This is a genomic window from Natronococcus sp. A-GB7 (assembly GCF_029688865.1).
Taxonomy (GTDB): Archaea; Halobacteriota; Halobacteria; order Halobacteriales; family Natrialbaceae; genus Natronococcus.
This window is the reverse complement of record NZ_JARUKV010000043.1, coordinates 1-26,560: the sequence shown is the minus strand read 5'-3', so window position 1 is coordinate 26,560 and position 26,560 is coordinate 1. Positions and strand designations below refer to the sequence as shown.

The window sequence follows — 26,560 nt, the reverse complement described above, 5'->3', positions numbered from 1 at the left end:
TCCCAGTTCGGGATGACTCGTGCCGGTCCGCTGTTAGATTCTTGTGTGCTCATTTTGATCTCACCTATCGCTTGTTCCGATCCATCCGCTGTTCCTGCCACCTGATCTGTCGATCCGACAGCTCGGGGATCTCCCCGTCGTCGGCGACCCGGATGTTACACAGCGTCGTCTTGGTCTCTTGCATCTGGGTCTCGCGGTCGTAGGCCGGCGCCGTGCCGCAGTTGATCGACTCGCCGATAACCAGGGGTTCCATCCCGTCAGGGACGCTATCCATGACTCTCTCTCCCTCGAGAATGCCGCTCCAGTGGTAGGGGGCGAACGCGTGGTCGGGTGCGACCCGCCCGGTCGGTCTGGCCTGGACGAGCATCTCGGCGTGTGGCGTCGTGACGACGATCCAGTCGCCCTCCTCGACGCCGATCTCGTCCGCGATCTCCGGGTGGATCTCGAGGTACATCATCGGAGCCCGGGAGGCGGTCCCCTTCGTGCTGCGGGTTACCGCCCCGGCTCCCTTGTGCTCGACCTGTCGACCCGAGGTGAGCACCATCGGATCGACGTCGCCAACCTCGACGAGTTCCTCGACCGCGTCGATGTTCTCCTGCTGGACGCCGGCGTTGTCGAGTTCGACCCGCCAGTGGTCCTCGACGCGTTCGTTACAGGGGAAGTCCTCGACGAGGTCGGGTCGGGGCGTCACCGCGGGTTCGCGGTGGACCGGGATCTCGTCGGTGAGGTTCCAGGCCTTCATCCGGGCCCGACCGCGGCCCCACGGGGCGTCGGGTTGTGGGTTGTCGAACTCCTCGTAGTCGTCGACCTCGATATCGTACCCCTCGTCGGCCAGCTGCTGGGCGACGTCGGCGACCGACGTCTCATCGTCGAACGCGCCCTCGACGGGGATCGTCGCCGCGGCAGGGTTCTCGGGGTCCGGCAGCACCGTCGAGAACAGCGGATACTGGGGGACGCCCTCGATCTCGCCGTCCCACCAGTCGGGTTCGAACGGATCTCGGAGCTGGTCCTCGGGGTCGACGTCGGGGTCGTCCTCGTCCCACCAACTCGCTCGGAAGTCCATCCCTCCATCGGAGGGATGCAGCGAGGCGTCGTAGAGGATCGGCGTTCCGGGGTGGTCCTCGTGCCAGCACGGCCACGGTAGTCCGTAGTACTCTCCGTGGAGCTCGTGGTCCTCGTCGACGTCGGCCTGGATGTCCTCGGCGCTGAACACCTCGGAGTTCTGCTGGTGGGCCTTGAGTCGCTCGGGCGTCTGGCCGGTGTAGCCGACCGACCGCGTCCCGAGGTTCCACTCCCGGGTGACGTCCTCGACCTCGTCGTAGTCGAAGTGCTCGCCGAAGCCGAGTCGCTCGGCGAACTGACACATCAGCTCCCAGTCCGTTCGGGAGTCGTGACGGGGTTCGATCGCCTGCGAACGCCACTGGATCTGCCGGCCGGTGTTGGTGACGCTGCCGGCTTCTTCGACGTTCGTACAGACCGGCAGCATGTAGACGTCGGTGTCGTCGTCGGCGAGCTCGGCGACCTGGTTCGGGAAGACGTCGACGTTGACGATGAAGTCAAGCTCGTTGACCGCCCGCTGGACCTTCTTGTACTCGGTGAGCGAGGCGAGACCGTGCCCCCAGAAGATCGCCGCACGAAGCGGGTCGGGCTGGTAGATCTCCCACTCGTCGTCGAGAACGCCCTCGTACCAGCGGGCGACGGTGAACCCGTTTTTCTCCATCAGCTCGGTGTCGTGGAACCGATCGTGGAGGTCGTCGTAGCTGACCTCGCCGGAGGTGCTCTCGGTCTGGGTCCAGACGTTGGCCCAGTGTTCCCAGGCGTCCTCGTCGAGCCCGTAGTAACCCGGCAGCGTACTCGAGTCGACGCCGAGGTCGGTCGCGCCCTGGACGTTGTCGTGGCCCCGGAAGATCGGGGTACCGCCACCGGACTGGGCGGCGTGGCCGAGCGCCAGGTTGAGCATCGCGTAGGCACGGACGTTACCCGTCGCGTTGTTGTGCTGGGTGCCGCCCATCGCCCACTCGACGCAGCTGACGTCGGCGCCGGCGAGCTCCTCGGCGAGCTCCATCAGCTCCTCCTCGGAGATGCCACAGATGTCGGCGACGGTCTCGAGGTCGTACTCGGGGAGGACGTCGTCGCGGAACTCCTCCCAGGTGTCGACCATCACGCGGCTCTCGATGAACTCTTCGTCGTGGGCCTCGAGGTTCTCGACGATGTGATAGATCAGGCCGTAGATGAACGCGACGTCGGTGCCCGAGCGGAACTGATAGAAGTCGTCGGATGCGGCCGCGGTCTTGGTGTACCGCGGTTCGGCGACGATGTGTTTGCCGCCTCGCTCCTGGGCCTCCTGGAAGTACTGCCAGGCGACGGGGTGGCTCTCGAGCGGGTTGTGCCCGATGATGAGGTTGACGTCGACGTTGCGCATGTCGTTCGAGTTGTTCGTCATGGCGCCGACGCCCCAGACGTTCGCGATCCCCTCGACGGTCGTCGAGTGACAGATCCGTGCCTGGTGGTCGATGTTGTTCGTCCCGTAGAACGCGGCTAGCTTCCGGATCAGGTAGGCGGCCTCGTTGCTGTGTTTGGCCGATCCGACCCACATCGTCGAGTGGGGACCGGTCTCCTCGCGGATGTCGTCGAGTCGACCCGTGATCTCCTCGAGGATCTCGTCCCACTCCATCTGGTTCCACTCGCCGTTCTCGAGCTTCAACGGCCGCTTCAGGCGCTGTTCGGAGTTAACAGACTGGGTCAACGACGCCCCCTTCGAGCAGAGTCCGCCCCGATTGACCGGGCTGTCCTCCCAGGTTTCCTGGCCGACGACTGCGTCCTCTTCGACGGACATCTGTATCCCACAGCCGACCGAACAGTGCGTACAGACGGTCTTTACCAGTTCGTCCCCCGCTTCGGGATCGACGACGTCGTCCTCGTCGGCGGCGGCGCGCTGTTGAAGCAGTGTTCGTCCCCCGACCGCAGCCGCGAGGGTTCCGCCGGCGCCGGCTTTCAGGTACCCTCGCCGATCAAGGTCGAGTGATGACCGAGACATGGATCGTTCGTCAGAGACTCATGTTATTAATCCTTTGGGTCCGAACCGATTCGGCGTTTTTGTTAGACAGATTTCATCAGAACGTTTGGGAGGTGGTCGTCCGTTCAATACTTTGACAGCAGCGACGACACCGTGGCATTTAATCCGACTACAGCGCGAAGTACGGACGATGACCACGACGAGGACGGCACCGATCGGCCGGTCGCGACGCGTTCCGACCGCGGCACGCCCCGAACGGCGATCCGCGCGTCCGCGGGTGAGGGCAGCAGCCACACCCGGAAGGAGCCGGCTCGAGGAGGTCGTCGGTCGCCGATGACCGACAGCATCGACCTCGACGACATGGACGTCGGCGAGGACGAGGACGACGGCGAGACCACCAACCACGGCGACTGGCTCTGGCGGGGCGAGGGCGACCCCGAGGACGAGTCGGAACCCGTCCGGAGCGGCGCGTCCGCCGAGGGGGTGGCCGACGGCGAGTCCGAGAGCGATGGCGAGAACGACACCGAGCCGTCCCGGCGCGTCCCCGGGGTACCAGGAGCGACGGAGGGGCCGGTCGGCGTTCCGGAGAACCGCGGCGGCGGTGGTGCCGGCGGGAGTTCGGACGCGGAGTCCGAGACCGAATCGGGGACGGACGAGTCGACGTCGGCCGACTCCACGCCCCGAACGACCGACCACGGCGAGGCGACGTCGGCCGACGACATGACCCTCGCGTTCACCTACCAGGCGATCAACCGGCTCGAGGATCCGCAGTTCGTGGTCGGCGACGCCAGGGGATGGGCCGACTGGATCGGGATCGTCGGCACGGTGTCGACGCCGGCGATCCGGAAGTTCCAGCGCGACGAGCGGATCGAACTCGACTTCTTCGGCGGCTCCGAGACCGGCCCGGCCGAGCGCCTCGCGGACGTCACGCCAGACTCGATGTTCTACGCCGATCGGACCGTCGTTGTCGGCTGCGGCGACGAGGAGTGGATCGCCGACGACGCCGGCTGGGAGTTCGTCCCCCTCGCGTCGGCCGCCGAGAAGGCCGACTGGACGATCGAACACCCGGAGTAGTACGGACTCCCGCCCATCAGCCCCGAAACGACCCCGAGCTATCCTGCAGTCGCTCCGAAAATCGACACGGAAGATCGTCCGAGAACCGACACGACGTCGATTCGAAGACTGCGGCTGTCGCCGTCTCTCGTGGACTCGCTTAGACGTCGTGAAGCAGCCGCGCTCGGCACTCCGGACAGTACTGGAAGATGCTCTCCTCGGAGTCGGGAGCGAGGTCGGCGACGACGTCGCCGATACGGTCCTCGATCGCGTCGGCGGTCGCCTCGCTCGTGAACTGCTTCCCGCAGCCGGCACACGACAGCATCGACCCCTCGTACACCCGCTCCCAGGCCGGATCGGGCTCCTCCGTCTTGTTCTCCGGAAGCAGCGACAGGTCGAGCCCGTCCTCGACGCTCATGACGTTCTCGACGCAGACCTCCTCGCAGAGCCCGCAGTTGACACAGCGCTCGTGGTTGAAATCGAGCCCGTTCTCGGTGCGTCGGAGCGCGTCGGTCGGACAGTAGCTCGTACAGGTCGGCGTCAGCGTACAGCCCTCCGCGACCTCGACGATTCCGAAGTCCTTCAGCCCGCGGATCACCTCCCGCTCGGGCTCGACGTGCTCGAGGATGGCCCGGACGCTCTCGAGGGTCCAGCCGTGACTGTCGAACGGCGGGTTCTCCCGCTCGGGGTCGTCGATCTCGCCCGTCGCCTCGTGCTCGCCGGCGGGGATCGGCGACGCCTCGAGCTCCGTGACGGCAAAGTGGGAGACCTCCTCGACGAACGCCTCGGGTTCGTCGGGATCGGGCGCGAAGAAGGAGACCCGCTCGCCCAGTCCCAGATCGGTCGTCGCCCGGTTGACCCGCTCGACGAGTTCGGCTTTCGGGTCCGGTCCGGAGTGGAGACAGCCGCCGCCACAGCCGACGATTGCGACGCCGTCGGCGCCGGCCGCCAGCGCGTGGAGGACGTGGGCCTCGCCGACGGTGTCGGTGCAGTTGACCGAGACGGGCAGGATCGGGGGGTACTCGACGTCGGCCCGTCCCGCGGCCGCCAGGCGGCCGTACTCCCGAAGCGCGTTCTGAGCGCGCTCCGAGCAGACGAACGCGACCATCGGCGTCTCGATGCTCGCGCTCGAGCCCCCGAGCAGTCCGCTGACGAACCCGCCGTCGTCGCCCGTCGGCGCCAGCAGCGCCTCGACCTCGCGGGCGAGGCGCTCGTTGCTCGGCTCCTGGAGCCGGGCCGCGCCGGTCGGACAGGCGCTGGTACAGGCCCCGCAGTTCTGACAGCTGTCGAGGTGGAACTCGACCTCGTCGATCGCGGCCCGCTCGACGGCGTCGTGGGGACAGGCCTCGACGCACTCGTTACAGCCCATCTCGCCGGACGTCCCGGCGGCACAGACTTCCATCTCGAGATCCAGGAAGTCGATCCCCTCGAACCCGCCGAGCAGGCGTTCGACCTCGTTGACCGTCGCCGGGTCGAACTCGGTGTGATAGCCGCGCTGGCCGCCGATCGGCCCCTCTCCGCCGGGGTGGATCACCTGGTCGCACTCGATCGTCCGCTCGACGCCCTCCATCTCGATGGCGTCGGTCGGACAGACCGTCACCCACTCGCCGACCGGGGCCTCGGGATCGATGTCGACCGGGTAGCGGGTCACCATCCCGTCGGGGCCCTCGTGGACGCATTTCATACAGGAGACGCAGTCGTCGGTCACGAGCGCCTCGACGGTCAGCTCGAACTCGCCGTACTTTCCGTCGACGTCGACGACCCGTCCCCGCTCGACGTCGACGTCCTCGAGATCGGCGTCGGCGGTCGCCAGCTCCTCGCCGTCGGCGAGCAGCGTCACGTCCGCCGAGTCGGCGATCGCCGCGGCCGCGTCCGGATCGCCGACGACGACGACGTCGTAGTCGGCCCGGTGGATGCTCGATCGAGGGCGCCGCTCGGTCTCCCGGCCGGCGTTCGCCGCGTTGACCAGTCGCGCGGTCTTGGCGGTCGCGGCCTCGCGGTCGTGGACCCATCCCGCCCCCTCCCGCTGGTCGACGAACTCGACGTTGTCGGCCCGGAGTCCCTGTCGCTCGGCCGCGGCCTCGATCTTCTCCTGGGCCTTGGCCTCGGGACAGGTGACGACCATCTCGTCGAGTTCGTACTCCTCGATCACCTGTTCGAACGCCTCGAGCTTGTCCTGGCAGAGCAGCTGCGAGCTCGCGGCGACCTCGACGTCCTCGATCCCCTCTCGTGCCTCCTCGAGATCGATGTCACAGGTCCCGGCGCACGAACAGACAAACGCGCCCTCGTTCATCGAAACCAGGTAGCAATGGCACGGTTGTAAACCTGTCGTGACAAAAACAGTCCGACGAGTGGCACTTTCGGGCCGTCCGGTGTGGGCGAGATCGGATCCGAGGACGGACTCGGGGAACGAACGGGGCTGTGCGACGCGTCGCCGTGTCGAGCGGGCGCCGCCCTCAGGTGATCAGTTCCGCGCTGTCGGCCGAGATGTCGACGACGACGTCCTGGCGGGTTCGCTCGTTGATCTGGTCGAGGTTTCTGGTCAGGACCTCGAGGATGTCCGCCGGCTCGGGGTAGACGAGAACGCTGTCGTCGTCGTCCTCGATCACGAGCTGGGTGTCCCGCAGCGTGATCGTGTCGTCCTCGATCCCCGCGACGTTGATCGGCAGCTCCTCGGAGCCGCCGACGTCACCGGCCTCGACCTTGGTGATGTAGACCGCGTCGAGCGAGAGGAGGTCCTTGTACTCCCGGACCGCCTCGGCGCAGGCGACCATGTCCTTCGTGATCGCGGTCTTCTGTTCGTTCCCGTGCTCCCCGGTATAGCAGTGTTTGCACACCCGAAGTTCCATCCGCATACGCGCCGGTTGTGGACGAGCGGGTATGACGATTACGAACTGTGGCCTCGCGGGCTCGTCAGGCCCGCGACCCAGGCGGGCCCCGCGGCGAGTCGCGACCCTCCCGGAACCGACCCCGGCGCCCGTCTCAGAGGTCGAACTTCCGCGCTGCGGTCTCCATGTCCTTGTCGCCCCGTCCCGAGAGGTTCACCAGAATCGTCTCGTGAGCGCCGTCCTCGGCGAGCTCGATCGCTCGAGCGACCGCGTGGCTCGACTCCAGTGCCGGAATGATCCCCTCGGTCTCGCTGAGTTCCCGGAACGCCGCCAGCGCCGCGTCGTCGGTGACGCCGGTGTACTCGCAGCGACCGACCGCACGGAACATGGCGTGTTCGGGGCCGACGCCGGGGTAGTCCAGTCCCGCGGAGACGGAGTGAACCTCGACGTCGTCGTCGATTACCCTGGTACGCATTCCGTGGAGGGTGTCGTCTCGCCCCCTCGCCAGCGGCGCCGCGTGCCGGCTCGAGTCTGCGCCCTCGCCGCCGCCCTCGGCGCCGTAGAACGCGACGTCGTCGTCGCGGAACGCATGAAAGAGGCCGATCGCGTTCGAGCCGCCGCCGACGCAGGCGACCGCGGCGTCGGGTAGCCTGCCGGTTCGCTCGCGGAACTGCTCGCGGGCCTCCCGGCCGATGACCGACTGGAAGTCACGGACCATCCGCGGGAACGGGTCGGGACCGACGACGCTGCCCACGAGGTAGTGGGTGTCGTCGACGTTCTCGGCGAAGTCCTCGAGGGCGGCGTCGACGGCGTCGGCCAGCCCCGCATCGCCCCGCGAGACCTCGTTGACTTCGGCGCCCATCAGGCGCATCCGGAAGACGTTCATCTCCTGGCGGGCGACGTCCTTCTCGCCCATGTAGATCTCCGTCTCGAGATCGAGCAACGCGCCGGCCATCGCCGTCGCGACGCCGTGTTGGCCCGCGCCGGTTTCGGCGATCAACCGATCGCGCCCGGCCCGCTTCGCGAGCAGGGCCTGCCCGAGCACGTTGTTGATCTTGTGGGCGCCGCCGTGGAGCAGGTCCTCTCGCTTGAGATAGATCTCGGCGCCGTAGCGCTTGCTCAGGTTGCGCGCGTGGTACAGCGGCGTGGGACGGCCGGCGAACTCCTCGAGGTGGTCCCGCAGGTCGGCCTGGAACTCGTCGGTCGCGCCGACCTCGTCGTAGGCGGTTGCGAGCTGCTCGAGCGGCTCGCGAAGCGGTTCCGGAACGTGTCGGCCCCCGTAGTCCTCGAACTCTCCGTCGGACATGACCGACCGTTTCTCGGTAACGGTAAAGTAAGTTCCGCGGCCCGGCGGTCAGTCGTCCGCATCCGTGGATCCTTCGCTGAAGCTGCCCCGCTCGCGCATCATCGAGGTGCCCCGTTCGACCCATCGGCGCCGGTAGAAGACGACGCCGAGGTAGGCCACCCGGAAGGCGAAGTCGAGGACGATGGCGAGGTAGGCCGCGACGACGCCGTAGCCGAGTTCGACGCCGACGACGTAGGTGAACCCGAGGAGGAAGACGAACGTACCAATGACCCGGGAGACGAAGGGGACGACCGTCTCGCTGCCACCCCGAAGCGAGCCCGCCAGCGTGATGTAGGCGGCGATCAACAGCGCGGTGACGGCGTACGCCTGCGCGAAGCCGACCGCGTACCCGACCGTCGCGGGATCGCGCGTGAACACGAGGACGAACTCCTCGGCGAAGGAAAACAGCAGGGCACAGAGCCCGCCGACGGTGAGCGTGCTCAGAGCCGTCGCGGCCAGCCCGTTGTAGTAGGCGGTCGACCCCTCGCCCCGGCCGAGCGACTGGCCGACCATGATGTTCGCGGCGACGCCGTACCCCCTCGCGAGCGGCGAGGCGATCTGCTGGTACATCCGGCGGCCGATGTGGTAGGCGGCGTTGACCTCGGTGCCGAACGCCAGCAAGATCGCGTTGAACGGGAACTCGGCGAACATCTCCGTGACCCCCTCGGCGATCCGGGGCCAGCTGATCAGGATCAGCTGCTTCGTGATGACGAGCTGTCGGGGGACGACGTACTGGATCCCGCTGCGCGGCGTGGCGAGGATCGCGAGGAAGGCGGTCGCGCCGAGCGTGTCCGCGGCCGCGGTCGCGACGGCGATCCCGATGACGCCGAGCTCCGGCAGCGGGCCGAGGCCGAACGCCAGCCCGATCGTCGCGAGGATGTTGAGCGCGTTGACGACGCCGTTGACGTACATCGGCGTCTTCGTGTCGCCGGTACCCTGGATCGAGCGGGCAGCGATGAAGTTGACGTGGATCGCGGGCGCCGAGATCATGATCACCATCAGGTAGACGCTGCCGTACTCGACGACCGCGTCCATCGCCCCTTCCTCGGTGAGCGCGCCCAGCACCGAGATGGCGTACTCGTTGAGCAACAGGCCGAAGACGATAAACGGGATTCCGCCGAGCAGGCCGAGCAACAGCGCCTGCGAGACCGCCTCGTCGCGGTTCGCGGTGGCGTCGGCGCTCGTGTCCTGACTCGAGAGAGCGATCGCGCCGTCGCCGATACCGATGCCGAACCGCAGCGGGAAGCGAGCGTAGATGTCCGCCAGACCGACCGCCGCGACCGCGGCCGGCGAGAAGAGGCCCGCGACGATCAGGTCGGTCGTCCGCATCAGCGTTCGCAGCACCTGCTCGGCCATCACGGGCCAGGAGAGGCCGAACACGCGCTTCCAGACCCGCCAGAGTCGACGATCGGCGAGCGAGAACAGAACGACGAACACGGTCGCGGTTCTCGCGGTCGCCGAGTAAGCGTTGAGTTGCCGGAAACGTTCCCCGGTTGGGGACCGATATCATCGCCCGCTCGAGAGTCGCCGTCTCCCGCTCGGAGCGCCCTAGCCCGCGGCGGTCGATCCTGCCGGCCACAGTACTATCCGCCGATCCGTGGTATTCCGACTGACTGATGATCGACGATGGCCGACGACCGACCCCGCCGCGGACGGCGGGGCCGGTACAACGGTTCGAGGTGGGCGATCGATGAGGCTCTCGCGGCTGTTCGCCGACGAGGAGTCGACCCCCTACGGGCTGCCGAACTTCGACTCGACGACCGTCTTCGTTCGGGCGGCCGCCAGCTACCTGCGGGGCGAGCAGTTCCCGCGACTGGGGATGATCCACCCCAAACTGACGCCGCTCGCAAAGCGGGTCAACGGCCTCTCCAGGGAGACCCGCGCGAAGATCTACACGACGGGCGGGGCCAACGAGGGGATCGATCCCGACGACCTCGGCGAGATCGACGTCGAGCGATTCCGGGAGTGGGTCGTCGACCAGTACCCCGAACGAGGCTACCCCGCCGTGATAATCGGCTCGAGCAACGGCGCGGCGGTTCACCTCGCGGCCCTGCTGGGAGTACCGTTTTTGCCCCAGACGTTCCTCCTGCCGATCCGCCGGTCGATGGGTGCCGACGAGATCCGCGAGGACATCGAGTGGGGTGCCGAACACGCGCCCGCGTTCCTCGAGAACAACCCCGACGTCTCGCTGGCCCAGATGCACGACCCGAACCAGGATCGGCTGATGGTCCGGAAGCTGGCGTACTTCCGGGTCAAATCCCGGATCCTGGGCGAGGCCTACGAGGAGTTCCTCGACACCGTCCTCGAGCCCGGCGGCACCGTCATCTCGCTCGAGTGCGAGTACGACTGGCCGGTCGTCGACGTCGGCGACCGCCACACCTTCCAGCTCGGGGGCTGTGGCGGTCTGGCACCCGAGGAGTACTACGAGGGCAGCGAACAGGTCGCCGAGTTCCTTCGCCTGCAGGGCGCCGACAGACGCGAGTGGGACGTCCCCGAGCCCGACCGACGAGCGCCGGAGGCCGAGTGGGGGTTCGACCCCGCGCTGCGCGAGGACCTCGAGCGGATCGCGGACGAGCAGCGGTACGACCTTCGACGGCTCGCGTTCGACGATCCGCGGGAGCTGAGCCCGTTCGTCGCCGACCGTTACCGCGAGCGTTACGAGGCCCGCGATCGGTCGGTCGACCGCCTGCTCGTCCAGTCGTTCGCGCTGGTCGAGCCCTGGTGGACCTTCCGGACGGGGTCGGTCCCCTACTGGACCGCGTTCAACACCCGTCCGGACGTCGACTACCTCGAGGAGTACCTCGACGATAGCGATCCCTACGACGAGATCCGCTCGACGCTGTTCTCCCACGGGATGGAGTCGGCGGGGCTGGCCTCCGTCGCGGAGTGGAAGGAGGTCCTCTCGCGCGCCCGCGACGAGCACGGGTTCGTCGGCGTCGACGAGGCGGAGTTCCCCTACGACGTCGAGACGCAGGTCCGGTATCACGACGACCTCCCCGAGGAGATCGATGCTCGTCACCCTCACCCGCCGGCGATGGCGTTCGATCGGTTCGAGTCGATTACCGAGAACGTGGCCGGGGAGTACGGGCTCGAGTGGGAGCCGAAGTAACTCAGAAGACGGCGAGCAACACCACGAGCGAGAGCGTGCTGACGAGCACCAGCGCCGTCAGCACGACGACGGCGGGCAACAGCCCCGTGCGCCGGAGTTCGGCGAGTCGGATCTCCGTGCCGAGCCCGACGAACGCGAGCAGGAACAGCCAGCCGTACCCCTCCTCGATCGCCGCCCGCTGGGACGCCGAGAGCAGCCCCGTGCTCGCGACGACCATGAGCGCGAAGAAGCCGAGGACGAACGTCGGCACCTCCTCGAGGAGCGTCCTCGCCGAGGGCCGCGATCCGCCACCGGACCGGGCGTAGTAGCTCGCGTACGCGAGCACGACGACACCGATCAGGGCGTTCCGGGCAAGTTTCGACATCGTCGCCCACTGCCCGGCGACCTCCGAGTGGGTGAACCCGACGGCGACGACGGGTCCCGTCGAGAACATGCTGACGCCGGCCCAGACGCCGAAGACGGTACCCGAGAGACCGAGCAGGTCGCCGATTATCGGGTAGATGACGATCGTCACCGCGTCGAACAGCAACACCGTCGCCGCGGCGTAGGCGATCTGGTTCTCCCGGGCCCGGATCGCGCCGGCGACGGCGACGACCGCCGAGACGCCGCAGATCCCCGAGCCGGCCGCCAGCAGCGAACCGAGACGGCCGGTGATCCCGAAGACGTTTCGCGCGAGCAACTCGACGACGAGGATCGTCGACGCGGAGACACAGACGACGATCGTGAGGACGAGCGCGCCCGTCTCGAGGACGGTTCCGAGCGTCACCGACGCCCCCATGAGGACGATTCCGGCGGCCAGCCAGAAGCCGTGGGTCGCGATCCCCGGCTCGAGTCGCTCCGGGACGTCGACCGTGTTGGCCAGGACGAACCCGACCGCGATGGCGACGAGCAGGGCGTTGAAGCCGACGACTACCTCGACGCCGCGAGCGAACGCGGCGCCGAGACAGAGCGCGAGCAGTCCGGGGAGGAGTTCTCGTGCGCTCATCGTGAGTGGCGCGCTCGAGGGCAGTGATCGCGGCGACGGGTGGGCGCACCGACACCGACGCGTTTCGGTCGGCGCTCGAGGGGCGCCCGCTCGGATCGGACGATCACGCCGAGCGGGAGCCACTGGCCGGACGACATCTGTCCGGCGCTTCGAAGCGACGGCGCTAACGTCTGTCGATACCGCTCGCCGCTCTCTCCAGGCCCGCGTCCCGCTCTCGTCTTTCGCCGTCGGGAGAACCCCTCGAGCGGGAGACGCGGCGACGATCGAAAACGAGCGCGGCGAACCCGGCTTCGGCTTGACCGACTAGCGGGTCGCGACGGGCTGTTCGTCTGTCACGTTCTCCTCGTCGGGCTCGTCGTCGTAGTCGATCGCGGTGTGGCCCTTCACGAACTCCTGAGTGCGCTCGTGCTGGGGGTCCTCGAAGAACGAGCGCGTGTCGTTGGCCTCGACCAGTTCGCCGAGGTAGAGGAAGATCACGTCGTCGGCCAGCCGCTTGGCCTGGTCCATGCTGTGGGTGACCATGATGATCGTGTACTCCTCTTTGAGATCCTCGAGCGTTTCCTCGACCTGTTCGGCCGAGATCGGGTCCAGCGCGGAGGTGACCTCGTCACAGAGCAGCACTTCGGGCTCGACGGCCAGCGAGCGAGCGAGACAGAGTCGCTGGATCTGCCCGGTCGACAGCTCGGCGCCGGGGTCGTCCAGTCGGTCCTTCACCTCGTCCCAGAGGTTGACCTTCCGCAGGTAGCTCTCGACGAGGTCGTCGAGTTCGTCGCTCGAGTAGTCGCCGTGGAGCTTCGCCCCGTAGGCGACGTTGTTGTAGATCGACAGCGGCAGCGCCGTCGGCGTCTGGGGGACGTAGCCGACTCGCCGCCTGATCTCGGGCAGCGGGTCGTCGGTGTCGTAGATCCCCTCGTCGCCGAGGTAGACCTCACCGGTGATCTCGGCGTTGGGCTGAATCTCGTGGAGGCGGTTCAGCGCCTTCAGCATCGTCGACTTCCCACAGCCCGAAGGGCCGATGATCGCCGTCAGCTTGTTCTCGGCGAACTCGGTGCTCACGCCGTCGAGCGCGGTCACTTCCCTGTTTCCGGTGTACGTTACCTCGAGGTCGTCGGTGCGGAGTGCGATATCGTCGTTCATGAGTGTCTCCCTCCTGGTGCGAAGCGGGCGAATCTCCCCGCGAGGAGTTTCGATGCGAGTACGAGCGCGAGCACGGCGACGATCAGGACGAACGACGCCGCGTAGGCGTGCGAGCGGACCTCGGCGTTGAACGACGCCGCCTGTTCGAAGATGAGGATCGGCAGCGTCGTCGCGGGATCGAACGGGCCGCCGGGCATCTGGGTGCTCCGACCGGCGGTAAACAGCACCGTGGCGGCGTCGCCGATCCCGCGGGCGAAGCCCATGATGATCCCGGCGATGACGCCCGGTAGGGCCGCACGAACGGTTATTCGAGCGGTCTCGAACCGCGTCGCGCCGAGGCCGTAGGAGGCCTCTTTGACCGTGTCGGGAGCCGCCCGTAGCGCCTCGTCGGCGTACCGCGTCATGATCGGGTACTGGAAGATCGCGATCGCGACGGTGCCGAAGATCAGGCTCGTCTGGGCGCCGGCGGCGATGATGATCGTCAGGACGAACACCCCGTAGACGATCGGGGGCGTCCCCCAGAGCACGTTCAGGAACATGTTGATCACGTCCGACGTGCGCTCGCTCGAGTAGTCGCTCTGGAGGAAGATCGCCGTCGAGATGGCGAGGATCGAGGCGACCACCGTCGCGGGGACGACGATGAAGATACTGCCCAGGACGGCGTGGAGGAAGCCGCCGCCGCCGTCTAACATGTACCGCGACCCCGGCGCCGTCACCATGACGGCGGGATCGGTGATGAAGACGCGTCCGCCCCGCCAGAGGGTGACGCCGACGACCATCACCAGCACCGCGAGGATGAGCGCGGCGCTCGCACGGGCCAGCAGGCCGAACAGTCGCTGTTCGGTGTATCGATCCATCAGTACTGCCACCTCCGTTGCAGTCGGCGGCGAATAAGCATCGCCCCGAAGTTGAAGATCCAGACGACGACGAGCAGCGTCAGCCCGACGAGGATCAGCGCCGACTGGGTCAGCGGAATCGACATCAGCTCGCCGAAGTCGTTGACGATCAGCGTCGGCAGCGTCTCGCCCGCGTCGAAGGGGCCGTCGGGAATCGCCGTCTGTCCGCCGATCAGCATCGCGGGAACGATCGTCGCGCCGAAGACGCGCCCGAAGCCGAGCAGGATTGCGGAGAAGATCCCCGGCCCCGCGGCTCGCAGGAGCACCGTTCGAATGGTCTCCCACTTCGTCGCGCCGACGCCCAGCGAGGACTCGCGGAGCTCGTCGGGCAGCGCCTCGAGGGACTCGACGGACAGCGAGATCATGAACGGAGTGACGATGATCGCCATCACCAGACTCACCGTCACGATGCCGAGGCCGATACTGTGGGCGCCAAGCGCTGGCGCGAGGTAGTCGCCGACGAACGGGACGACGACGATCAGTCCGACGAGGCCGAAGATCACGCTCGGGATCGCCGCGAGCACGTCGATGAACGACGAGACCAGCACCTTCGTCCGCCCCTCGGCGTACTCGGCGATGTAGATCGCCGCGAGGATCGCCAGCGGGGTCCCCATCGCCATCGAGAGGATCGTGACGTAGATCGTGCCGACGATCGCCGGCAGGAAGCCGAACTCGTCGGCCGCGGGATCCCAGTTCGAGGAGGTCATCATCTGGAACAGCGAGTACTCGGAGACGATCGGGATCGACTGCTGGACGAGCGTCAGGACGATCAGCCCGAACAGCGCGACGGCGAAGAAGCCCGCGCCGACGAGCCAGTAGCTGCTCAGTCGCTCGAGCAGGAGCCGCCGATCGAGTCGATTCGCCCCCTCCGAGGGGGTTTCGGTCGTTCCCATCTACGAGGCCTCCGCGAGGATCTCGCGTTGTTCCTCGAGCTTTTCCTCGTCGATCGGGGCGTAGCCGTTGTCGCGGACGTACTGCTGGCCCTCGGTGAGGACCCACTCGACGAAGTCGGCAGCATCCTCGTCGAACTCCCCGTTCGCGGCCAGGTACATGTCACGGGCCGGCGGAGAGGGGTAGCGGTCCTCCTCGACGGCGGTGAGGAACTCGTCGCGGGTGTCGTAGAAGTCCTCTCCGTCCGAGAGCGTGCCGCTCTCGTCGCGGTCCAGCGGGACCGGCCGGATGTTCATCTCGAGGTCGCCCGTGTTGAAGTCGTAGACGTAGTTGATGTTGTTCAGCGAGATGCCGTGGGAGTCGTTGTTGATCGCCTGGGCGACCTGCTGGTCGCCGTCGAAGTTGCCGTCGGCCATATCCTCGAGCTCGTTCTCGGTGTAGCCGCCGAGGAACTCGCCCCACTGCTGGTAGGCGGCCGAGGAGTCCGAGCGGCCGTAGACGTAGATCGGCTCGTCGACGTCGCTGTCGACGAGTTCGCCCCAGTTGGTGATCTCCTTCGAGAACACCGCCGCGAGCTCGTCCTGGGTGAGGCCGTGCTCCCGGATCTCGTCGTACACGGGGTTGTTGACGTTGATTGTGCCGACGACGGTGTCGATCAGCATCGCGGTGGCGACCAGCCCTCGCTCGAGTTCGGCCTCGTCGGGGTCCCGTCCCATCATCGCGATGTCGACCTGCTCGTTCATCACGTCCGAGACGCCGACGCCGGTGCCACCGCCCGAGACGTCGATGTTGACGTCACGCTCTGACGTGTAGATGTCTGCCCAGACCTGTACCATCGGCAGCGGGCCGACGCCCCCGGAGATGCGTATCGTCGGCCCCGAGCCGGAGTCGGAGTCCGATCCGGCGAGACAGCCCGAAAGCGCGACCGCAGAGCCAGCCCCGAGCGCAGTCAGTGCAGAACGACGCGAGTAACCCCGATCCATACTACCCCGTCCTAGAAACTAGACGCTTGTATCCCCTCGTGAGCCTGCAATTCTTTGGTTCTCCACCCGAAACCAGCAAAGCTATCGATCGAACGCGACCTCGTCCCACAGTTTGGCGGGGAGTAGCCGATCCCGCCAACGGTCGGCGTTTTCGGTCGAACGACCTGAGAACGATCGGTTCACGACGACGGCCGCCGATGGTTCGAACTCGCCGTCCGTGTTCGTTTCCGGTTGCCAGCGTCTGAAGCCCGTCGTTTCGACGGATACGGACGTCGTGTCGGAACCTCCGCAAGTATTGCCTCGAGCTTCGACGGTGACTCGCCGGACGAGCACTCGAGCGCCCGCTGGCTACGTTCCGAACAGCACCGAGAGCGTGACGAGCGAGACCGCGCTGGCGACCACCAGCGCGAGCAGGACGACGAGCGCGGGCGTCAGTCCCGTGCTTCGGAGTTCGGCGAGCTGGATCTCCGTGCCCAGCCCGACGAACGCGAGCACGAACAGCCAGTTGTAGGCGTTCTCGATCGAGGCTTGCTGAGCCGACGAGAAGACGCCCGCGCTCGCCAGCGCCACGAGCGCGAGAAAGCCGAGCACGAACTTCGGAAACTCGTCCCAGAGGGTTCGCACGGACGGTCGACTCGCCGACCCCGACCGGGCGTAGTAGCTCGCGTAGGCGATGACGACGGCTCCGATCAGGGCGTTGCGCGAGAGCTTCGCCATCGTCGCCCACTGGCCGGCGACCTCCGAGTGGGCGAAGCCGACGGCGACGACAGGTCCCGTCGAGAACATGCTGACGCCGGCCCACACGCCGAAGACGACGTCCGAGAGGCCGAGCAGGTCACCGACGATCGGGTAGACGACGATCGTGATCGCGTCGAACAGCAACACCGTCGCCGCCGCGTAGGCGATCTGTTCCTCTCGAGCTCGGATTGCACCGGCGACGGCCACGACCGCGGAGACGCCACAGATTCCCGACCCCGCCGCGAGCAGCGAGCCCAGCTGGTCGGCGAGCCCGAAGACGTTTCGCGCGAGCAACTCGACGACGAGGATCGTCAGCGTCGTCACGCCGACGACGACCAGCAGTACGAGTCCGCCGACCTCGAGCACCGTCTCGAGGGTCAGCGACGCGCCCATGAGGACGATCCCGGCGCCCAGCCAGAGCTTGTGGGTGTTGATTCCCGGCTCGAGCCGGTCGGGGACGCCGACGGCGTTCGCCAGCACGAATCCGAGCGCGATGGCGACGAGCAGATGATTGAACCCGACGGTCAGCTCGACCGCCCGCGCGAGAACGGCGCCGAGAAGGAGCGCTGCTAGCCCCGGAAGAAACCGCGCGGCCGACATCTCGCTACCAGGGGATCTGCAGCTCGAAAATAGCGATCGCCGCCACCGTCGTCGCGCCGACGGCGACGCTCTGCCAGTCGCGCTCGAGATCCGCCCAGCGGGATCGAACGGCCACAACGCCCCGGTGCAGTCGAGTACTCTCCATTCGTATTGGGTCTTCGAACCCGCGCACTTAACCCTTGCCGATGCCGTCGGAGATAGGGGAAATTTTGTCTTCTACCTAAGACGACACTGTAGTAGGTGGGAGTAGATATTGCGATAGCCTGTGACACGAGACGTCCGTTTGCTGCTACCTACGTCGCTTTCCGAGCAAAACTGCCGCGTTCGAGGAGCCGATCTTCGACCACGCCGTCGGGAGTCTTGCGGAGACGAACGGGACTGACCCCGCGAGTCAGCGCGATCGGTCGGCGAACTCACGCCACAGCGCCGCGGCGACGGTGAACTCCTCGGCGCTCGCGTACCCCCGCTTGACGTACGGCTCGCCCTCGAGCGTGAGCACCTCGAGGAAGGTCCCGTACGGCGCCATCACGCGCTCGATCCGCTCGACCTCCCGACGGGCCCGTTCCTCGAACCCGTACCGTTCGAGGCCGTTAGCGTACATGAAGCTGTTCCAGGGCCAGACGTGGTAGTGGTAGTCCCGGTGGAGCGCGAAGAAGGGGTGGACCTCGCCGACTCCGAACGGCTGCTCGCGCATACACAGGCCGTTCGGCGTCTCGAGGTCCGCGAGCGCGTCGACGATCGATCGCGCCCGATCGTCGCCGACGACGCCGAAGTACAGCGGGACGACGTTCGCGTCGCAGGCGAGCATCGTCGAACCGCGGTGCTCGTCGAAGTAGCGCCCGTTCCACAGCCGATCCAGCCCGTCTCGGATCGCCGATGAGTCCGCCCCGGCGGTCCCGAGTCCGTGACGCTCGAGGGCCTCGATCGCTGCCAGCCAGATCGCGGTGTTGTACGTCTCCCGCGGAGCCGCGGCCGAGTCCCACCAGGAGCTTCCTGAGCCGGTGACGATCCCGCTCTCGACGAACCGCTCGCGGTGGCGCGCGACCAGTTCGACGACGGCGTCGTCGTGCTCGCGCAGCCGTCCGACCGCGGCCAGCGAGAGCACGACCGCGGGGACGGTGTCGACGCCCTCGGACGGCGTCGCGGCGCTGTAGTCGGGGTGGAAGTCGGTGTAGAAGACGTCCGCTTTCGAGAGCTCCGAGAGCAGCGCTGCCGCGGTGTCGGCGACGACATCGTCGTACCCTGCCGCCGCGAGCCCCGGTGCGGCAAAACAGAGGTCCCGGGGCCAGACGCCGTGGAAGTGCCCGCCGGACTCGAGGCCCCGCTCGGCCCGCGTGGCGAGGATGCGCTCGGCAGCGCGCTCGAGCGATCCCGGTCGCCGGTAACCGTTGCGACGCCTCTCGGCGTAGTGATCGAGACGGCGCCGGAGCTCCCGAGTATAGTATCGGAGGGAAGCTGTCGAGTCCATCGGGCGAGGAGGGCGGGGAGTTACTGTCGAACGCGGAACGTCAGTTGTTCTCGTCCGACTCGTCCTCGTCCTCGTCGGGGTCGACCTTCATGTCCGAGGCGTCCTCCTCGGGCTCCGTCGAGTCGGTCTGGGTCGGCTGGGCCTGCTCGGGATCCGGGCCCGTCGCCTCAGCGGTCTCCTCGGCCATCGCGGTCTCGGAGACGTCGACCTCCGTCGTCTCGTCGTCGGTGGTCCGGCGGGGGTCCTCCTCGTCCGTGTCGGCGTTGGGTTTCGATCGCGGCTCGTCGGCCTCGGGATCGTCGGTGAACTCGATCTCACCGCTATCGTCGTCGTCGGCCTCGCCGAGCTGTGGCTCCTCGTCGACGTTGCCCTCGGCATCGATCTGTGACTCCTGGCCGGCGTCGGGCCGTTCGGCCGCCGCGGCGGCCTGGTCGGACGTCTCCTTGTCCTCGGTCTCGCCGTCGATCTCGTCGAGGTCGGGCTCGAACGTCGTCGGTTCCGACGTCCGTCGCTGCCGGAGGCCGATCCCGACCAGCCCGGCGCCGACGGCCGCCTTCGGGATCGCGCGAAGCTGGCCGCGAGCGACCGAGCGCAGCGTCGACAGCAGCATGAGCCCGCCGCTGACGACGGCGAGACGGCCGTCGCGAGCACTCTCGCCCGCGATATCGCGTGCCGCGTCCATCGGATCGTCGGGCAGTTCCTCGGTCTGGAGATCGTGATCGTGTTCGTCCGTCATAGGTCGCAGTACCGGAGCCGAACAGTTGAAGCTTGGACCGGCAACTGCGCTGCCGGTTGCTACTCGAAGCGGTCGGGATCCCGTGCGGCGAGCGCCGTTCGCACCGCGGCGACGTTCTCGGGCACGTCGTGGACCCTGACGAGGTCGGCACCGCGGTCGGCCGCGAGCGCGCTCGCCGCGACGGTCGGCTCGAGGCGCTCGCCGGACTCACAGCCGATGTGTGCGAACATCGACTTGTGGGAGTGGCCAAAGAGGATCGGACAGCCGAGCGCACGGAACTCCGCGAGGCGGTCGAGCAGCTCGAAGCTCTCGGGGGCCGACTTGGCGAACCCGATCCCGGGGTCGACGACGACGTTTTCGCGGTCGAGGCCGGCCTTCTCGGCCAGCAGAATCCGTTCGCGGAGCTGGTCGATCACGTCCTCGACGACGTCGTCGTACTCGACTTCTCGGTCGGGGACGACGGGGGCGTCGACGCTGTGCATCACGATCAGGGTCGCGTCGTGGTCGGCGACGACGAAGCGCATCTCGGGGTCCTCGAGCCCGGAGACGTCGTTGACGATGTCGGCGCCCGCCTCGAGGGCCGCGTCGGCGACGGCCGCCTTCCGCGTGTCGATCGACAGCAGGGCGTCGAGGTCGCGGATCGCCTCGATGACGGGGACGACCCGCTCGATCTCGGTTTCGACCGGGACAGGGTCGGCCCCCGGTCGAGTCGACTCGCCGCCGACGTCGATCACGTCGGCCCCGGCCTCGACCATCGACCTCGCCTGACTGACGGCGTCCTCGAGTGCGTCGTACTCCCCACCGTCGTGGAAGCTGTCGGGCGTGACGTTGAGGATCCCCATGACGGCGGTCCCGTCATCCCAGGGTCGCGCCGGCTCCTCGCCGTCCCCCGCGTCCGCAAGCTCCAGCGTCGACTCGAGTTCCCGTCCGACCGCGGTCAGCCCGTCCGAGCGCTCCGCGAGCCGGTCGACGAGCCGCGTAAACTGCTCGAGCGTGCCCGAGAGGACGGCGTCGATCCGTTCGTCGTTTCGCTCGAGCCCCGAGAGGGTACACTCGCCGCCGATCCGGAGCAGCTCCTCCCGCAGTGCCGTCGCCTGCCGGTACCGGAGCGAGGTCTTGACCACCCGGTGGACGGCCGAGCCCGCCGCGTCGTCGACGTCGCCCTCGGTCGCGTCCGCACTCGAGAGCGCCTCGCGGGCGTCCTCGAGGTCGCGAACCCGCTTGGGGACCTGCAGCGAGGTCCACCGCGAGCGGGCCTCGGCGACCGCGAACAGCGACCCCGTGACGAGCACGCAGTCGTCGTCGCCGCTCTCGGCGATCGCGGCCTCGAGGGCGTCCCGGACGTCCGGAATCGTTCGAACGTCGGGGACGCCGGTCCGCTCGAACACCGTCGCGAGGGCGTCGGGGTCCTCGGCGCGCTCGAGACCCGGCTCGGTCGCGACGACGGCGTCGGGGGTCGGCAACGCGTCGGCGATCCCCGCGACGTCCTTGTCGTGCATTACGCCGGCGACGAGGGTGAGGTCGTCGTAGTCGTAGGTCGCCAGCGTCTCGGCCAGCCCCTCGCAGGCGCCCGGGTTGTGCGCGCCGTCGAGGACGACCAGCGGCTCGGTCTCGAGCACCTCGAACCGGCCCGGCCAGTGGGCGTTGCGCAGTCCCCGTCGGAGGTCGGCGTCGGAGACGTCGACGACCTGTCGGGCCAGGGTCGCCGCGATCCCCGCGTTTTCCGCCTGGTGGCGACCGAGCAGCGGAATCCGTGCCTCGAGCGGGCTGCCGTCGTCGATCGAGACGGCCGCCTCGGTGTGGTTGACTCGACCCTCGTAGGCGACGCGGACGTCCGGACGGCGAGAGCGAGCGCCGTCGAACCCGACGGTGACGACATCGCCGGCGACCTCGCGGACTCCCTCGAGAGCCTCGCCGGTGGCGCCGGTAACGAGCGGGGCGTCGGCGGGCGCGACGTGGGCCTTGTCACGAGCGATCTCGGCCTCCGTGTCGCCGAGGATCCCCGTGTGCTCGAGCGTGACGCTCGTCACTGCACTCGCGACCGGGTCGACGACGCTCGTTGCGTCGTAGCGCCCGCCGATCCCGACCTCGAGGACGGCGACGTCGACGTCGGCGCGGTCGAACTCCCGGATCGCCATCGCGGTCAGCACCTCGAAGAACGTCGGCGACTCGCCGTCGGCGGCCCGCTCGGTAACGTGTTCGCGGATCTCCGCGACGAACGAGCGGACCGACGACTTCGGGATCTTCCGTCCGTCGACACGGATCCGTTCTCGCAGGTCCTCGAGGTGCGGCGAGGTGTAGAGACCGACCGACAGCCCCGCCTCCCGCAGCGTCCGCTCGACCATCCGCGCCGTGCTCCCCTTCCCGTTCGACCCCGCGATCTGTACGAACTCGACGTCCTCCTGGGGGTCCTCGAGGTGGGCGAGCAGCCGGGCCGTCGACTCCGTCCCCGGTTTCGGACGGAAGCGCCGGAGCCCGAACAAGAAGTCCGCCGCCTCGTGATACTCCATACTCGAATCAGAGAGTCCGCGCGCTTAGGGATGTCGGACTCGAGGAGCGTACGACCGGCGAACCTCGGTCAGCGCGGCCGTTCGCCCGCGACTCGCCCGCGGTGGCGGTACCTGTTCGCGAGGTAGGCGGCGGCCGTCAGCCACAGTGCCACGAGAAAGCCAAATCCTGCGGGTGCGGACGGGCGCGGAGATCCGTAGAGGGTAGCGCCGACGTACGCGACCGCGAACCCGCAAACCGGGAGCCCGACGTACGCCCGCACGCTCGGGAGCCACGCCGACTCGCACCGGGGAACGGTCGCGTCGACGAACACGCCGAGGGCGGCGGGCACCGAGAGGAGAACGGTGCCGATCAGCAGCAACGCGACCGCGAAGCCCGCGCCGCCGTCGGGTTCGACCAGTCCCTCTGCGAGCGCGACCGTCGGCACCAGCAGGACGTACGCGACGACGGGGAGCCACCACCGCGACTCGAGCGCGTTTGGGCTCCCCTTTCCGGTCGCGTCCCGACCCCGGGACGCTCGAGCGGTGCGCCGCCGCATCCAGCCGACGACGACGGCGGTCGCCGCCGTCACCAGCACGGTGAGTCCCACGCCGATCACGACGGCGATCGGTGTCAGGACGACGGCGAACGCGGCCGTCGTCGTCGACGCGGCGCCGATCGTCAAAACCGCGGTGGCGGCGTACAGCAACACCGTCGCGACCGAGGCGGCGAGTCCGGCCCAGATCCCGGCGCGGCGGGTCCGACTCGCGCAGTCTCCGTAACGGTAGCCCACGAGCGCGCCGGCCACCAGCAGCGGAGCACCCGAGACGGTGCCACCCACGATGGTCGCCTCGTCGGGCGCTGGCTGCCAGGAGAACGCGACCGTGAACGGGACCGTCGCGAGGCCGACGAGAATCGCGAACCGCAAAGGGTCGCCGGCAACCGCCTCGCGGTACTCTCGGAACGCGTCCATACCGCCCCATATTCACTATAGCATGAATATATTGTGTTGTTAACTGATCACGAGCTGTGAACGGCGGCGAGCAGTGGGACGAGCGAGCCCGGTCGCCCGATCACTCGGACGACGGAACCGGTGAGTGGTCGATTTCCTCGGGCGCCTCCCGGGTGATCTCGAGAAAGGCGTCCTCGAGGCTGCGGGTCTCGCCGGTCTCGGCGCGGGACTTGAGCGTCTCGGGGTCGCCCTGGGCGACCAGCTCGCCGTCGTGGATCACGCCGATCTCGTCGGCCAGCTCGTCGACGACGGGAAGGATGTGCGTCGAGAGGACGATCGTCATCTCCCGGTCGGCGAGGTCGGCGATCGTCTCCCGCATCGTCCGGGCGGCGCGGGGATCGAGCCCGCTGGTGGGCTCGTCGAGGAAGGCGACGATGGGTTCGTGGAGCACCGCCTGGATGACGCCGACCTTCTGGCGCATCCCCTTCGAGTAGCCCTCGATCCGCCTGTCGGCGTCCTCGAGGAGGTCGAAACGCTCGAGCAGCGACTCGATCCGTTCGGCGGACTCGTCCTCGTGTAGATCCCGGAGGCCGGCGGCGTACTCGAGCTGTTCGCGACCGGTCAGCTCGTCGTAGATCGGGGGTTCCTCGGGCAGGTAACCGATGTGGGGGGTAACGGCTTCCCGGTCCGCGATCGAGTGTCCCGCGACCCGGGCCGTCCCCGAAGTCGGCTTCGTCAGCGTCGTCAGCATCCGCATCGTCGTCGTCTTGCCCGCGCCGTTGGGGCCGAGAAACCCGTACACCGTCCCTCGATCGACGGCCATCGTCAGCTCGGCGACGGCCGTCGTCTCCCCGTAGCGTTTCGTCAGCGAGTCGGTCTCGATCGCGGGGCCGTCGCTCGGGTGCATACCCTTCGTTTCGGTTTGCCGCACGTAAAACCGTACGTTCACCTTCGCCAACCGCTCCGGTCGGCCGCTCGAGGGGCCCTCCGATCGAGCACCGCTCTCGGGTTCTCAGTAGAGACAGTCTCGAGCGCTGATCGGATCCGAATCGTTTACTGGGTGGGAGTTCGGGTATCGGCTATGGTCCCTACGTCGACGCGCAGTCTCCCGGTTTCCGGCGGTGATCGACGGTGAGACGCGCGGCGCTCCTCGTCGCCCGCACGGAGTTTCGGCGAACGGTCCGCGCGGTGTCAACCGAGCGGACGAAGCTCCTCCTGCTGGCGCTGCTCGGCGCCCTGATGCTCGGCTCGGTGACGGTCGCGGGCGGTTACCTGCTACCTTCCCTCGGCGAGCACTACGCCGGAACGCCGAGCGCGGAGCACGTCGCGCTCGCGACCGACGCCGCCACGGGCGGCGTCGCGGTCGCCTGGCTGTTCCTGGTCGGGATGAGCGCGATCCGAGCGTTCACCGCCGCGGCGAACCCCGACGAGCCCGCGTTCCTGCTCGTCTCGACGTCGACGCGAAACGCCGCGGTCGGAATCGTCGTCGCCGAAATTCTGCTGTTCGCCGTCTGGGTGCTTCCGCCGGCGATCCTGCTGGCGAGCGCGTTCGCCATCGGCGCCGGCACGGCCCTTTTCGTCGGAGCCGCGGCGGCCACCGCTGCGCTCGCGTTGCTCACCGCCGTCCCGGTCGGCTTCGTAGCCGGGATCTGGTTCAGACACCTGGTGACGGTGTACGAGCCGATCGCCCGCTACCGGTGGGTGCTGTTCGTCGGGTTCTGGGCGCTGTACTTCGGCGCGATCGCGACCGGTCGGCTCGACCTGGTCGTGAGCGAACTGTTCGTCGCCCTGCAGGACGGCCCGCTGGGCTGGCTCGGCCACCTCCTGCTGGTCGGCGTGCCCAACGTCCCTGCATCGGCGACGTCGATCCTCGGAGCGATCGTCGGTACGGCCGCGCTGGGATCGGTCGCGATCGCGGTCGGCGTCGCCTCCGCGCGGATCCACTGGTTTGCCGACCCCGCGCGCTTCGAGGACGAACGCCCGTCCGACGACTCCTCGAGCCGGCTCGCCGCTGTGCTCTCGCGCGGCTTCGACCGTCCGGTCCGAACCGTGACGATCACCGCGATCCGGCGGACCCGACGGGCGCCGATCCGACTGGCGTACGTCGGCTACCCCCTCTTCGGCGCGGTCGGGTTCGTTCAGGTGATCCTCGAGATCGGGACGGTTCCCGCCTACGTCGCCGCGATCCTCTCGCTGTACCTCGTCTGGGCCGCCGGCGCCCTCTTCACGCTGAACCCGCTGGGCGACCTGGGGTCGGCGCTCCCCGCGGTCGTGACCTCGACGCTGTCGGGCCGCCAGGCGATCACCGGGCTCGTCGTCGCCGGCGTCCTCGTCGCGGCGCCGATCGGCCTGATCGGGTCGCTCGCGCTCGGCCTCGTCAGTCCCCTCTCGCTCGAACAGGCGGCGGCGCTCGCCGCGGCGACGGTCGTCGGCACCGTCGCGACGCCCGCGCTGGCGACCGGGATCGGCACGGCGCTGCCCCGCTTCGGCAGCGTCAACGTCACGAACAGCCGCGAGGCGGTGATGCCGAGCAAGGCGGCGTTCGTCGCCTACTCGATCGCGGTTGTCCTGCCGGCGGCCGCCGCGGCCGTACTCTACGCCGACGCCGCGGGACCGATCGCCGATTTCCTCACGATGACGTCGGCCTGGGCGCCGACGCCCGAACTCTCCGTGACCGGCACTCAGCTCACCGTCGTCGCCTGGACCGTTCTGGCGATCGGCCTCCTCGCGCCGCCGGTGTCGTTCCTCTACGCCTGCGAGACGTTCGATCTGTACACGCTCGAGTGATCGTCGACCGATTCGTCGTTCGAAGTCGCCTACGAGATCCGCGTACAGTATCTCGTACCAACCGTTTGCACACCGATTGCACAGCTCGCGGCTCACTCCGTCTCCCGTTCGGCATTCTGTGGTTCTCACTCACTCCGAGCTCGCGGGTCACATTCGTTCCCCGCTCGCCCCGCGGTTCTCACTCACTCCGTTCGTTCCGAACCGCGCTCGCTCCGAACCGCGTTTCCGTCGTGCGAACGAGTACGCACCGACGGTCAGTGGCTACTATCGGTAAACCGTCTATCAGTTCGGTTCGACCCCTGTTTACTGCGGTGGCGTGCGCTATCGACCGGCCGAGCGCACGCGAGAGCGGTCGACGATACTGACGTCGATAGGAAACGGTTTTTGAATTTTCGAGTGAAACCGACATTTAAATACACCAGTATCAAACCGGCTATGTATGTCCGACAGTGCTAGCGAATCCGACACTAATTACGAAAACGTTACTTTCAACCCCAGCAACCAGTTCGACGAGATTCTACGTACGCTCAGTAATACACAGCGCCGACG

21 protein-coding genes are annotated in these 26,560 nt (G+C 67.9%); 3 read left to right on the top strand and 18 right to left on the bottom strand.

All coding sequences use genetic code 11. The annotated features are described in order from the left end of the window. Nucleotides 1–64 precede the first annotated feature (64 nt). Complete coding sequence (locus tag QA609_RS23245) at nt 65–3,037, bottom strand: molybdopterin-dependent oxidoreductase (protein ID WP_278305004.1); 2,973 nt, start codon at nt 3,035–3,037, stop codon at nt 65–67. A 132-nt stretch (nt 3,038–3,169) separates the two neighbouring features. Between QA609_RS23245 and QA609_RS23240 the strand changes: the two genes are divergently transcribed. After that, nucleotides 3,170–4,090, top strand: a complete 921-nt coding sequence (locus QA609_RS23240; RefSeq protein WP_343233824.1) for a hypothetical protein — start codon at nt 3,170–3,172, stop codon at nt 4,088–4,090. Nucleotides 4,091–4,229: 139 nt separating this feature from the next. Here QA609_RS23240 and QA609_RS23235 read toward each other — a convergent pair whose 3' ends face one another. The 4 genes from QA609_RS23235 to QA609_RS23220 all read right to left on the bottom strand — a co-directional run bounded on the left by QA609_RS23235 (nt 4,230) and on the right by QA609_RS23220 (nt 9,679). Then, nucleotides 4,230–6,362 (bottom strand): hydrogenase iron-sulfur subunit, encoded by a 2,133-nt coding sequence (locus QA609_RS23235; RefSeq protein WP_278305002.1) that lies wholly within the window; start codon nt 6,360–6,362, stop codon nt 4,230–4,232. A gap of 163 nt (nt 6,363–6,525) precedes the next feature. Then, nucleotides 6,526–6,924 carry a hypothetical protein gene (locus QA609_RS23230; RefSeq protein ID WP_278305001.1) on the bottom strand — a complete coding sequence of 133 codons (399 nt, stop codon included), beginning with the start codon at nt 6,922–6,924 and terminating at the stop codon, nt 6,526–6,528. 127 nt (nt 6,925–7,051) lie between these two features. After that, nucleotides 7,052–8,203: a tryptophan synthase subunit beta gene (trpB, locus tag QA609_RS23225; RefSeq protein ID WP_278305000.1), complete on the bottom strand. Its 1,152-nt coding sequence runs from the start codon at nt 8,201–8,203 to the stop codon at nt 7,052–7,054. A 48-nt stretch (nt 8,204–8,251) separates the two neighbouring features. After that, a complete protein-coding gene (locus QA609_RS23220) occupies nt 8,252–9,679 on the bottom strand; it encodes an MATE family efflux transporter (RefSeq protein ID WP_278304999.1) in 1,428 nt (475 codons plus the stop codon). A 253-nt stretch (nt 9,680–9,932) separates the two neighbouring features. Between QA609_RS23220 and QA609_RS23215 the strand changes: the two genes are divergently transcribed. Next, entirely contained in the window at nt 9,933–11,351 is a 1,419-nt protein-coding gene (locus QA609_RS23215) for a hypothetical protein (protein ID WP_278304998.1), read from the top strand. Nucleotide 11,352: 1 nt separating this feature from the next. Here QA609_RS23215 and QA609_RS23210 read toward each other — a convergent pair whose 3' ends face one another. From QA609_RS23210 to QA609_RS23150, 13 genes are all read right to left on the bottom strand, one after another. After that, nucleotides 11,353–12,336 carry a putative sulfate exporter family transporter gene (locus tag QA609_RS23210; RefSeq protein WP_278304997.1) on the bottom strand — a complete coding sequence of 328 codons (984 nt, stop codon included), beginning with the start codon at nt 12,334–12,336 and terminating at the stop codon, nt 11,353–11,355. Further along, a complete protein-coding gene (locus QA609_RS23205) occupies nt 12,333–12,473 on the bottom strand; it encodes a hypothetical protein (protein ID WP_278304996.1) in 141 nt (46 codons plus the stop codon). The genes QA609_RS23210 and QA609_RS23205 overlap by 4 nt, the downstream gene beginning before the upstream one ends. Nucleotides 12,474–12,639: 166 nt before the next feature. Further along, nucleotides 12,640–13,473 carry a phosphate ABC transporter ATP-binding protein gene (locus QA609_RS23200; RefSeq protein WP_278304995.1) on the bottom strand — a complete coding sequence of 278 codons (834 nt, stop codon included), beginning with the start codon at nt 13,471–13,473 and terminating at the stop codon, nt 12,640–12,642. Further along, nucleotides 13,470–14,330, bottom strand: coding sequence for an ABC transporter permease subunit (locus QA609_RS23195; RefSeq protein ID WP_278304994.1), 861 nt, complete (start codon nt 14,328–14,330; stop codon nt 13,470–13,472). Before QA609_RS23195 ends, QA609_RS23200 begins: the two co-directional genes overlap by 4 nt. Continuing rightward, complete coding sequence (gene pstC / locus QA609_RS23190; RefSeq protein WP_278304993.1) at nt 14,330–15,262, bottom strand: phosphate ABC transporter permease subunit PstC; 933 nt, start codon at nt 15,260–15,262, stop codon at nt 14,330–14,332. Before pstC ends, QA609_RS23195 begins: the two co-directional genes overlap by 1 nt. Next, nucleotides 15,263–16,243 (bottom strand): substrate-binding domain-containing protein, encoded by a 981-nt coding sequence (locus tag QA609_RS23185; RefSeq protein WP_278304992.1) that lies wholly within the window; start codon nt 16,241–16,243, stop codon nt 15,263–15,265. A gap of 348 nt (nt 16,244–16,591) precedes the next feature. Beyond that, nucleotides 16,592–17,581: a putative sulfate exporter family transporter gene (locus QA609_RS23180; protein WP_278304991.1), complete on the bottom strand. Its 990-nt coding sequence runs from the start codon at nt 17,579–17,581 to the stop codon at nt 16,592–16,594. A 4-nt stretch (nt 17,582–17,585) separates the two neighbouring features. Continuing rightward, a complete protein-coding gene (locus QA609_RS23175; protein WP_278304990.1) occupies nt 17,586–17,726 on the bottom strand; it encodes a hypothetical protein in 141 nt (46 codons plus the stop codon). Between the two features lie 246 nt (nt 17,727–17,972). Further along, nucleotides 17,973–19,049 (bottom strand): hypothetical protein, encoded by a 1,077-nt coding sequence (locus tag QA609_RS23170; protein WP_278304989.1) that lies wholly within the window; start codon nt 19,047–19,049, stop codon nt 17,973–17,975. A gap of 40 nt (nt 19,050–19,089) precedes the next feature. Continuing rightward, nucleotides 19,090–19,785: a hypothetical protein gene (locus QA609_RS23165; protein WP_278304987.1), complete on the bottom strand. Its 696-nt coding sequence runs from the start codon at nt 19,783–19,785 to the stop codon at nt 19,090–19,092. Nucleotides 19,786–19,844: 59 nt separating this feature from the next. Continuing rightward, nucleotides 19,845–22,295: a dihydropteroate synthase gene (folP, locus tag QA609_RS23160; RefSeq protein WP_278304986.1), complete on the bottom strand. Its 2,451-nt coding sequence runs from the start codon at nt 22,293–22,295 to the stop codon at nt 19,845–19,847. A gap of 68 nt (nt 22,296–22,363) precedes the next feature. Further along, nucleotides 22,364–23,245: a DUF5518 domain-containing protein gene (locus QA609_RS23155; RefSeq protein WP_278304985.1), complete on the bottom strand. Its 882-nt coding sequence runs from the start codon at nt 23,243–23,245 to the stop codon at nt 22,364–22,366. 100 nt (nt 23,246–23,345) lie between these two features. After that, complete coding sequence (locus QA609_RS23150; protein ID WP_278304984.1) at nt 23,346–24,131, bottom strand: ABC transporter ATP-binding protein; 786 nt, start codon at nt 24,129–24,131, stop codon at nt 23,346–23,348. A 224-nt stretch (nt 24,132–24,355) separates the two neighbouring features. Between QA609_RS23150 and QA609_RS23145 the strand changes: the two genes are divergently transcribed. Continuing rightward, a complete protein-coding gene (locus QA609_RS23145) occupies nt 24,356–26,011 on the top strand; it encodes a hypothetical protein (protein WP_278304983.1) in 1,656 nt (551 codons plus the stop codon). The last annotated feature ends 549 nt before the right edge of the window (nt 26,012–26,560 follow it).